We start from the raw sequence: 10776 nt of genomic DNA, 5'->3' as shown, positions 1-10776 counted from the left end.
CCGCTGCCCCTACCAGGTCCTGGGCCTGGTGCTGCCGACCGCCGACTTCTGGGAGCTGCTGCAGGCCGACCCCGCCGCATTGACGCAACAACTGTCAACCCAACAGGATGGCGGATGAGACAGTGCCACAGGTGCCAGCCGATCGACAGCCGAAGCAGCACGAGGAACAGGGCGCCGAGGAAGCCGGGGTAGTACGCTCGCGGGGCCATGATGGTCGACCTTCCTGACTCGCTGGTCCGATCGGGGGGCGGCACCGGCTCGGGGGCACCGGGGAGGCCGGGCCGGGCGGGGCCCGGGGGATTTCGACAGTTTACGGGGAGTCGGCCGCGCCATCGAGGGCGTCGGCCGCGAAATCGCGGTCGGTGAGGTTGAACGTCGCCAGCGCCGGCCGGTCGCCGTCCCCCGACGGCAGGACGAACAGGGCGCCCACGTCCGACCGCTCGCGGAGGATCGGGGCGGCCCCTTCGGGGCCGAGCACGGAGAAGGCGGTGGACAGGGCGTCGGCCTCGGCGGCGGTCGGGGCGAGGACCGTCACGCTCGCCGGGGAGTCCTCGCCGATCGGCCGGCCGGTGCGGGGGTCGATCAGGTGGCTGTAGACCCGGCCGCCGGCCTCGAACCGCTGAATCGAGCTGCCGGAGGTCGCCAGCCCCCGGTTCCTCAGGTGCAAGGTGCCGACGGGACGGCCCGGGTCGAACGGGTTGGCCACCCGGATCTGCCAGCGCCCGCCGAAGTGGTCGGGGGGGGAGCCAATAGCGTACAGGCTCGACTGCCCGCCGTGGACCAGGGCTCCGGTCGGGAACCAGTACCCCTTGATCAGCTCGGCAACGCGGTCGATCGCGTAGCCCTTGCCGATGGCGCCGAAGTTCAGGACGACCCCGGGGCGGTCGAACGCCACGGTGCGGGCCTCGGGATCGAGCCGGAGGCGGTGCCGGCCCGATCGCGATCGGGCGTCGGCCAGCTCCTCGGGCGTCGGCACCCGCTTCGGGCCCCGGATGAACCCCCAGGCGAGGCTCAGCGCCCCCGAGGCGACGTCGTAGGCCCCCTCGGTCTGCTCGCCGAGCCGGACGCCCAGCGCGATCAGCTCGAACAGCTCGGCCGAGACGGGCACGGGCCGTTCGTGGGCGGAGGCGTTGACGAGGCTGACCTCGGAATCGTCCCGATAGATCGTCAGCCGGTGTTCGATGGCGTCGATCAGGTCCAGCGCCGACTGGGCGAGGGCCGCGGCGCCGGGGGTGCGGGCGGGGATGCGGACGTCGAAGTAGGAGCCCATCGCGGGCCGACGGGCGAGGATCAGGTCGCCGCCGTTGACGCGATCCAGCGCCGGCGGCGGCTCGGCCGGATCGGACCCCTCGGCGCCGCGGCTCGGGCGGAACCGGAACAGGTCGCGGCGGCTGACGCTCGACGGCGGTCGGGACACTCCGGGCCTCGCTGCTCGGATCGGGTCACGATCGGGGACGGTAGGCGGGGAGGGTGGGGCCGATCGCGACAGGCTTCCGGGACCGGGACGATCGATCCCGGAGGGCCGAGGCCGAGACGGCACCATTCATTCTATCCTCATCTGGGGCCGGGAAGGAAGGGCCTGTTCGCGGCCCGACGCCGGGAGGCCGGCCCTTCGGCCCCCCGGGCGGCGCATTCCGATTGACCGCTCCGGGAGCCTCGGCTATCGTCGCCGCCCGATCTCCCCGCGGGAGGCGGGGATCCCGGGCGGCGCCGGATCGGCCGCCCGACGGCCCACGGAGGGAGACGCGAAGCGATGCGAGACCACAACAAGGCGTTCTGCCGACTCGTTTCCGAGGCCTTCGACTGCCCTGGGCCGATCGTCGAATTTGGCGCCTACCAGGTCGAGGGGCAGGAGGGCTTCGCCGATCTCCGCTCGCTGTTCCCGGGCACGCCCTACATCGGCTGCGACATGCGGTCGGGCCCCGGCGTCGACCGGGTCGAGGACGTCAGCGCCATGACCCTGGCCGACGAGTCGGCCGGCACGGTCATCTGCCTGGAGACGTTCGAGCACGTTTTCGAGGTCCGTCGCGCCTTCGACGAGGTCTACCGTGTGCTCAAGCCCGGCGGGCTGTTCATCCTGACCTCCCCCTTCCACTTCCGCATTCACGGCTATCCGGATGATTACTGGCGGATGACCCCGTCATGCCTGGGCCGGATGCTGGAGTGCTACGCCCTGCGGGTCGTCGGCCAGCAAGGGCCGGTGAAGACGCCGCACACGGTGATGTCGGTCGGCATCAAGCACCCGGCCCCGGCCGACGCCGTCGAGCGTGCCGAGCGGCTGGCGGACGCCTACCGCTGCTGGCTCAACGCCCGGGAGGCGGCCATCCCTCCGCTGGAGAAGGCCCGCCGCCGCCTCGCGATGCTCTACCGCTCCAAAGCCGAGCGCGCCCAGATCCGGGACGAGCACGCCGTCCGCTTCTCGATTGACGGCACCGCGGCCGAGGCGCACGCCGTCGCCCGCGCCGGCTGAGCGGAGGATCGGGGAGCCCGGCGGCCTGACCCCCGAGTCGGGCCTCTCCGAAGCGAGGCGGGCTGGACGCTCCATCGCAGGGAAGGCTGGTCTCCGATCCGAGCCCCGGGAGCCGGCAGCCGGGAGCACGGACGGACGACGGGGCCGATCGCCGGCCCGGCCCGATGGGGGGCCGGCCCGGTCCAGGAGGATCGAATCGCCATGACCGCCATCGCCGACCGTGTCCTGATCCTCGGCCTCGACGGCGCCACCTGGTCGGTGCTCGACCCGATGCGCGACCGGGGGGCGATGCCGAACCTCGACGCCCTGATCTCCCGGTCGGCCCGGGGGACGCTCCGGTCCACCGAGCCCCCCATGACCGCCGCCGCCTGGGCGACGATGCAGACCGGCTGCGACCCGGCCGACCATGGCATCTTCGACCACCGCTACTATGACCCGGCCGCCGGCCTGATGCGCGTCAACCACTCCGGACGCTTCCGGGTGCCGACCCTGTGGCAGTTGCTCGACCGCGCCGGCCGGTCGGTCATCAGCCTGAACCTGCCGGGGACGTACCCGGCGCCGAAGGTCAGGGGCGTCGTCGTTTCCGGCATGGACGCGCCGCATCTGGAGGCGGCCCTCTCGGGAGTGCCGGCCGGTTTCGCCGAGGCTCTGCGTCGCGAGGCGCCCCGATACTCGTTGAACTACCAGTGGAAGCGCGTCCCCGAGTCGCTCGACGAGCTGAAAGCCAACGCCGAGGCCACCGTCTCCGGCTTCCTCGGCCGGGCCGAGGGGGCGCTGCTGGCCGACCGGATGGTGCCCGACTGGTCGGCCCTGCTGGTCCAGTTCCAGAACCTCGACCCGTTCCAGCACCGCGCCTGGCGGTACCTGAACGTGGATGAGACGGGGATCGAGCACGATTCCTGGAACGAGGCCGCCACCAGCGTCGTGCGCGGGCTCGACCAGGCGATTGGGCTGCTCTGCGAGCTGGCCGATCGCCGGGGAGCGGCCGTCCTCTGCGTCAGCGACCACGGCTTCGGCCCCTGCCGGGGGAGGATCCACGTCAACCGGATCCTGCTCGATCACGGCATCATCCGCCTTCCCGGCGTCGCCGGCCGCCTGCGACGGCGGGCGACGCAGGCCCTCGACCGCCTCCGCCTCTGGGGGGACAAGCGGCGCGACCCGAAGGCCCGGGGGGCCTCGTTCCACGCCTCGGTCGCCGCGAGCTTCCCGTTCGACTGGTCCCGCACCGTTGCCTTCGCCCCGCACCAGGACTGCGGCGCGATGGTCTACATCCCCCGGGACGGCGCCCCGGGCGGGCCCTTGCCGTCGACCCCGAGGCAGGTTGATGAGGTCCGGCGGCAAACTCGGGAGATTCTCGCCTCGGCGAAGCACCCCGAGACCGGCGAGCCGCTCTTTCCCAAGGTCATCGACCTGGGGGCCGACTACGGCCTCGACCCGAGCGAATTCGGCTATCCCGACCTGATCGCCCTGCCCGACCGCTTCTACTGGGTCCGCACCAAGTTGACCTCCGATCACTCCTGGGTTGCCGCCGACCCCTCCCTGCCCGGCACCCACCGCCCCGAGGGGATCGTCTCCCTCTCCGCCCCGGGATTCGGGCCCGACCGCTCGCTCGACGCCTCCTTGCGCGACGTGACGCCCTCGGTCCTCTCCCTGCTGGGTGAGCCGATCCCCGATCACATCCGGGGCGTTCCTTTCCCCGGCCTCGGATCGAAATCGGTCCGCTCCGATGCCGGCGACCGTGCCGGCGCCATCCGGCCGCCGCACGGCTTCGACTTCGACCCCGAGGACGAGGCGATCGTCGAGCAGCGGCTGATCGACCTGGGCTACCTCGGCTAATCGGCTTCGCGACGGGGGGAGCGCGGATCCGAGGGTCGGGAGCGTCCTCAGGCCCCGGGAGCCGCCCGCCCGACGCCGAAGAAGTCCAGCACGGCGGCAAGGACGGCCTCGCGCTCGACGTCCAGCGCCAGCAGGTGATCGGACCGCTCCAGCCAGAGGAGGAGGCGGTCGGCGGCCGGGGTGCCGAGGTGCCCCTCGAGCCAACGCGCGCCGGCGGGGTCGACGACCGAATCCCGGGAGGACTGGATGACCAGGGTCGGGGTCGAGATGCGGGGCACCTCGGCCCGGACCAGTCGGGTCAGCTCGACCGCGCTGCGCGCGGCGTGCAGGTTGAAGGAGCGGAAGGGGAGCTCCCGGCGGATCTCGGCCCGGACGGCCCGATCGGCGATTGTGGGAGCCCGGCGCGGGATCCGCTCCAGGAGGCGGCCGACCGTCTCCAGGTAGACCTCGAGCCTCGGCCCGAGGAACCAGTAGTGCTTCACGGCCAGGAACGGCGCCAGCAGGGCCAGCCGGGCCACGGGACGCCCGGCCGCCAGGTGCAACGCGAGCGTTCCCCCCGTGGAGAAACCGGCCACGGCGACCGTCCCGTGCCGGGCCGACAGGCGGTCGAAGGCGTCCCGGGCGACCTCGAACCATTCCGGCCAGGTCGATCGGGGCATGTGCGGCCCTGGCCCGGTGTGGCCGGGGTAGACCGGCGCCTCGACCGTCAGTCCGGCCTGCCGCAGGGCGTCGATCAGCGGGCGGGCCTCGTAGGGTCCGCCGCCGAGCCCGTGGAGCACCAGGCAAGCCCGGGGGGGTGCGACGTCCTCGTCGAGATCCGGGGAACGGTTCATCCAACCAGGACCGGAGCGGGGGGATCGGGTCAGGCGGCGCGGCCGCCGCGCGCCCGCCATCGATCGAGGAAGCGGCGGTAGTCCTCCGGCGTGTCGATGCCCGCCGCGGCGGTCGGCACGACGCCGACGGCGATCGGCTCGCCCAGCTCCAGCACTCGAAGCTGCTCCAGCCGCTCGGCCCGCTCCAGCGGCGAGGGGGGCAGGGTGGCCAACCGCATCAGGAACTCGCGGCGGTAGGCATACAGGCCCAGGTGCAGCAGGGCCAGCGGCGCGACCGCCGGGTCGGGCTCGCCGTCTCGGTGGCAGGGGATCGGCCGTCGGGAGAAGTAGAGGGCTCGGCCCCCCGAGGCGAGCACGACCTTGACGCACGAGGGGTCGAGGTACGTCACTCGGTCCCGGATGGGCGTGCAGAGCGTGGCCATCGGGGCCCCGGGGTCGTCGTCGAGCAGCTCGACGACGCGATCGAGCGCCTCGGGCTCGATCTCCGGCTCGTCCCCTTGCAGGTTCACGACGATCCGAGCCGAGGGAAGCATGGCGGCGACCTCGGCCACGCGGTCGGTGCCGCTGGGGTGGTCGTCCCGGGTGAGTACGGCCTCTCCCCCGAACCGCTGGACGGTGTCGAGGATGCGGACGTCGTCGGTGGCGACGATCACGCGGTCGATCCTGCTCGACCGCCGGGCCGCCTCGACGACATGCTGGATCAGCGGCCGGCCCGTCTCGGCCAGCAGCGGCTTGCCCGGCAACCGGCTCGACGCGAACCGAGCCGGAATCACGGCGACGACCGAGCCGCCTCGGTCGAACGGGGAGGACCGATCCGATCGGACTGCGTCGGCAGCCATCTTCGCACCTCGCCTTCCCTGGCGGACGGGGCGGCCGGCCCCCGGGCGGGGATCGGATCGGATCGGATCGACCTTCGGGGAGATCGCCGACCGCTCCGAGCCTCACCCTAGCCCCGGAGGCGGAGGGGCGTCAAGGTCGTTTGGTCGGTCGGGCCGGAGGATGGCCAAGCTGGCTGATGGCCGATGGCCGAGGAGGAGCGGCCTTGTGAGGAGGCGGCGGTGGGAGCCGGGGGGAGTTGGCGGAGGGGAGGGCGGTGGGCGGTGGGCGGTCGGATTGGGGGAGGGAGTTGATCGGGGCGGAGGGGGAGGTCGGCGAGGGCTGGATGGCGAGGGGGGCCGTCCTGGCTCCCGGGGAGCGTCATCCCTGGTTCATCGGAGCAAGATCATCCGTCATTCGCCATCATCGAGGAGCGATCGGGCGCCGTCGCGATTGGCTCGAGGCTCATCGGGTCGAGGCGAGGGCAGGCCTTCCGAGGATCTGCTCGGCGGGGAAGTGGTCGCCGGGGCAGACGGTGGGGGAGGCGGAGAAGTCGGAGTGAGTGCCAACGCGGTCGGCGGGGATGAGGTAGCGGTCCTGGAGGTAGGCGACCAGGACGCGGGCGGCTTCGACCTGCTTCGGGGTGGGGCCGGTGGCGTCGAGGTCGCCGACCAGGCAGATGCCGATGCCGTACTCGTTCACGCCGGACTGCTTCGGTTCCCGGCAGTGGGCGCCGGGACGCTGGTCGGACCAGCGTCGGGTGACCTCGATCGTGCCGTCGGGGGTCTCGCTGCCGTTGCCGATCACGAAGTGGTAGCTGCAGCCGTCCAGGCCGGCCCGCTCGCGGTGCTGGCGGTCGATGGCGGCGTAGCCTCCGGTCGGCGTGGCGCTGTGGTGCAGGACGATGAACCGCCAGGGCCGATCGGCCTTGGGAGGCTGCACCAGGTCGAGGGGATCGTCGGCCATCGCCTGCACTCGGGCCCGCAGCTCGGATCGAGAGGCGGTAAGCGTCGCGGTTCGGCCGGACTCTCTCCGGCTCATCGGGGTGTTCAACGGGGAGTTGATCAGCGGGGGCTGATCGACGTTGGACGGTTTCGTCTCGCCGGAGCCGGCGCCGTTGCCGAGGGGGGGGAGCGGCTGGGGCTCGTCCAGCGGCTTCAGCTCCAGCTCCGGCTCGGCGGCTGGGCCGGCGGGGGGCGAGACGTAGGGGCCGTAGGTGTCCTCGTAGCCGGGCGAGGGGACGGCCGACGGCGAGGACGAAACCCCGTAATCAGAGCCGGACGGGTCGGTCGGGATCACCGTCGCCGACGAGGGGGACGGATCGACCAGGACCGGCTCGGGGTCGACGAACACCGGTCGGAGAGCCGACCGGCGGTGCTTGCAGCCGGCCACCGCGGCCGAGGCGATCAGCAGCCCGACGACCATCATCTTGGCCAGCCGGCGGGCTCGGAGGGTGTTCCAACGGGCATCCATGAGTCGTCTCCACTCTGGGCTCGATTCGGACCGCGATGCGAGGTGCGATGTCGTCAGGAGCAAGGGCGGTGCCGAGGTCGATGGCCGTCCGGGGCCGTCCTCCTCGGATTCGTCTCAAGTCTACACGCCGATGGGACGACGGGACGGCCGATCCGCGCCGGATTCCCGAAAAATGGCTCAAGTCCCGGGAAAGATTTGCCGGGATCCCCTGTAACCCTTGCAAGGGCTAGGGTCGCATTATCATTGCGGCCCGCGCAGTCGTCTTCGTGCGCGCAGTCGCGCCCGGCTTCGCTGGCGTCGGAGCCGCATCGGGAGTATCCTTAGAGATCCGGCTTTTCTCTCCGCCCCCCCCCCCCCCCCGAGGATCGGGCCGACCGGCGCAACCCGAGCGACGCGACCCCGGCCGAAGACGTCCGCCGACCGACGAGGAGACCGCAGGTCGATGCCGGCCTACCACCCCCAGCGCATCGAGACGAAGTGGCAGCAGTACTGGGAGTCTCGCCAGACCTTCCGCGTCGCCGACCTCGTCCCGGACAAGCCCAAGCTCTACATCCTCGACATGTTCCCCTACCCTTCCGGGGCCGGCCTGCACGTCGGCCACCCGGAGGGGTACACCGCCACCGACATCCTCTGCCGCTACAAGCGGATGCGCGGCTACAACGTCCTGCACCCGATGGGCTGGGACGCCTTCGGCCTGCCCGCCGAGCAGTACGCCATTCAGACCGGCACCCACCCCCGAATCACCACCCAGAAGAACATCGATACGTTCCGGAGGCAGATCAAGGCCCTCGGCTTCTCCTACGACTGGTCCCGGGAGATCGATACCACCGACCCCGACTACTACAAGTGGACCCAGTGGATCTTCCTCCAGCTCTTCGACACCTGGTACGACCCCTCCTTCAAGTGGACCGACGCCGAGGGGCGCCCTCGCACCGGCAAGGGCCGCCCCATCGCCGAGCTGCCCATCCCCGAGGGCTGCGCCGACCCGGACGCCTACCGCGACTCGAAGCGCCTCGCCTACCGGGCCGAGGTCCCCGTCAACTGGTGCCCGGCCCTGGGGACGGTGCTCGCGAATGAGGAGGTCATCGACGGCAAGTCGGAACGCGGCAACCACCCGGTTGTCCGCATGCCGCTGAAGCAGTGGATGCTGCGGATCACCGCCTACGGCGACCGCCTGATCGAAGACCTGGAGCTGGTCGACTGGCCCCGCGCCATCAAGGACATGCAGCGCAACTGGGTCGGCCGCTCGGAAGGGGCCGAGGTCGACTTCAAGATCAAGATCGAACACGACTTCGACAACTGGCGACAGGCCCGCCAGGCGTCCCCCTGGCCCGAGGAGATCCCGGGGGACGTGATCCGGGTCTACACCACCCGGCCCGACACCCTTTTCGGGGCCACCTATATGGTGCTCGCCCCCGAGCACCCGCTCGTCGACCGCATCACCACCCCCGAGCAGCGGGCCGCCGTCGACGAGTACCGCCGCCAGGCCGCGGGCAAGAGCGACCTCGACCGCACCGACCTCGCCAAGACCAAGACCGGCGTCTGGACCGGCGGCTTCGCCGTCAACCCCGCCAACGGCGAGCCCGTACCCGTCTGGATCGCCGACTACGTCCTGATGGGCTACGGCACCGGCGCCATCATGGCCGTGCCCGCCCACGACGAACGCGACTTCGAGTTCGCCAAGACCTTCGGCCTGCCGATCCGCCCCGTCGTCTCCCCGACCGACTCCTGGCTCGCCGCCCATGCCCCCGAGGGGACCGCCGACCCCCGGGCCTCCTACGACCGCGACCCCGGCTCCTTCCCCGAGGCGTTCTGCGAGGAGGGCATCGCCTACAATTCCCGGAACCCGGAGCTCGTCCTCGACGGCAAGAGCACGCCCGACGCCAAGGCCGCCATGATCAAGTGGCTCGCCGCCAACCGCCTCGGCCGCAAGACCGTCAACTACAAGCTCCGCGACTGGCTCTTCAGCCGCCAGCGCTACTGGGGAGAGCCGTTCCCGATCCTCCTCGACCGGGAGGAGAGGCCCCGGGCCGTCGACGTCTCGGAGCTCCCCGTCCGCCTCCCCGAGATGGACGACTTCAAGCCCTCCTCGTCGGGGAAGCCCGAGCCCCCCCTCGCCAAGGCGGCCGACTGGGTGAACTACTCCGACGCCTACGTCCGAGAAACCAACACGATGCCCCAGTGGGCCGGCTCGTGCTGGTACTACCTCCGCTACATCGACCCGAAGAACTCCGAACACCCCTGGGATCCCGAGAAGGAACGCTACTGGATGCCCGTCGACCTGTATGTCGGCGGTGCCGAGCACGCGGTGCTCCACCTGCTCTATTCCCGATTCTGGCACAAGGTGCTGTTCGACCGCGGCCTCGTCTCCACGGCCGAGCCGTTCCAGCGGCTCGTCAACCAGGGGATGATCCTCGGCGAGACCGAGTACACCGCCTATCAGGATGAGCAGGGCCGCTGGGTCTCGGCCGCGATCGTCCAGGAGCGGGAAGGGGGGGGATTCGTCTCCCGGGAGGGCAGGGGGGAGGCCCGGCCGGTCTCTCCGGTCAAGTTGCCCGAGGACCGCGTGGTGAAGAAGGGCGAGGGCTTCGTGCTCGTCGAGGACGAGGCGATCCGGGTCGACGCCCGAGCCCACAAGATGTCCAAGAGCCGGGGCAACGTCATCAACCCCGATGAGGTCATCGCCGACTACGGGGCCGACAGCCTCCGCCTCTACGAGATGTTCATGGGCCCGCTCGAGGCCACCAAGCCCTGGAGCATGAAGGGGGTCGAGGGCGTCTACCGCTTCCTCGGCCGGGCCTGGCGGATGATCGTCGACGACCGGGCCGACGAGGTGACCCTCTCCCCCCAGGTCCAGGACGTTCCCCTCGACGCCGACGCCGCCAAGGTCGTCGCCCGGACGATCGCCGGGGTGACGGACGACCTCGAGGGGATGCGTTTCAACACCGCCATCAGCAAGCTCATGGAGTTCGTCAACGTCTTCACCGGCCGAGACGTCCGCCCGAAGGCCGCGATGGAGGCGTTCACCCTGCTGCTCTCGCCGATGGCCCCCCACCTGGCCGAGGAACTCTGGCAGGTGCTCGGCCACGACGAGACGCTTGCCTACGAGCCCTGGCCATCGTATGACCCGGCCCTGCTGGTCGACGCCGAGGTCGAGATCCCCGTCCAGGTCAACGGCAAGCTCAAGGGCCGAATCCTCGTTCCCGCCGAGGCGACCGAGGCCGAGGTCGAGGCCATCGCCCGGGCCGACGAGAAGATCGCCGCCGCGATCGAGGGCAAGGAAGTCCGCAAGGTGATCGTCCGCCCCGGCAAGCTGATCAACTTCGTCGTCGCCGGCTGACCTCGACC

At 71.3% G+C, this 10776-nt stretch carries 7 protein-coding genes; 3 read left to right on the top strand and 4 right to left on the bottom strand.

All coding sequences use genetic code 11. The features are described 5' to 3' along the window. Nucleotides 1-310 precede the first annotated feature (310 nt). The gene (locus TsocGM_RS06800) at nucleotides 311-1417 is read right to left on the bottom strand and encodes an FAD:protein FMN transferase (RefSeq protein WP_233578478.1); all 1107 of its coding nucleotides are present in this window, start codon (nucleotides 1415-1417) and stop codon (nucleotides 311-313) included. A gap of 336 nt (nucleotides 1418-1753) precedes the next feature. Between TsocGM_RS06800 and TsocGM_RS06795 the strand changes: the two genes are divergently transcribed. Both TsocGM_RS06795 and TsocGM_RS06790 read left to right on the top strand, forming a co-directional pair. Beyond that, nucleotides 1754-2470: a class I SAM-dependent methyltransferase gene (locus TsocGM_RS06795; protein ID WP_126724550.1), complete on the top strand. Its 717-nt coding sequence runs from the start codon at nucleotides 1754-1756 to the stop codon at nucleotides 2468-2470. A 201-nt stretch (nucleotides 2471-2671) separates the two neighbouring features. After that, a complete protein-coding gene (locus tag TsocGM_RS06790) occupies nucleotides 2672-4306 on the top strand; it encodes an alkaline phosphatase family protein (RefSeq protein WP_126724549.1) in 1635 nt (544 codons plus the stop codon). A gap of 47 nt (nucleotides 4307-4353) precedes the next feature. Here TsocGM_RS06790 and TsocGM_RS06785 read toward each other — a convergent pair whose 3' ends face one another. From TsocGM_RS06785 to TsocGM_RS06775, 3 genes are all read right to left on the bottom strand, one after another. Then, nucleotides 4354-5139 carry an alpha/beta hydrolase gene (locus TsocGM_RS06785; protein ID WP_126724548.1) on the bottom strand — a complete coding sequence of 262 codons (786 nt, stop codon included), beginning with the start codon at nucleotides 5137-5139 and terminating at the stop codon, nucleotides 4354-4356. A gap of 29 nt (nucleotides 5140-5168) precedes the next feature. Continuing rightward, nucleotides 5169-5978, bottom strand: a complete 810-nt coding sequence (gene kdsB, locus TsocGM_RS06780) for a 3-deoxy-manno-octulosonate cytidylyltransferase (RefSeq protein WP_126724547.1) — start codon at nucleotides 5976-5978, stop codon at nucleotides 5169-5171. A 442-nt stretch (nucleotides 5979-6420) separates the two neighbouring features. Next, nucleotides 6421-7428, bottom strand: a complete 1008-nt coding sequence (locus TsocGM_RS06775; RefSeq protein WP_126724546.1) for a peptidoglycan recognition protein family protein — start codon at nucleotides 7426-7428, stop codon at nucleotides 6421-6423. Nucleotides 7429-7870: 442 nt separating this feature from the next. Here TsocGM_RS06775 and leuS point away from each other — a divergent pair, with 442 nt between their 5' ends. Next, the gene (gene leuS / locus TsocGM_RS06770) at nucleotides 7871-10768 is read left to right on the top strand and encodes a leucine--tRNA ligase (RefSeq protein WP_126724545.1); all 2898 of its coding nucleotides are present in this window, start codon (nucleotides 7871-7873) and stop codon (nucleotides 10766-10768) included. Nucleotides 10769-10776: the final 8 nt, after the last annotated feature.

This window comes from Tautonia sociabilis (assembly GCF_003977685.1).
In the GTDB taxonomy this organism is placed as follows: domain Bacteria; phylum Planctomycetota; class Planctomycetia; order Isosphaerales; family Isosphaeraceae; genus Tautonia; species Tautonia sociabilis.
Note: the sequence above shows the minus strand (reverse complement) of the source record. Positions and strands in the feature narration are given on the sequence as shown.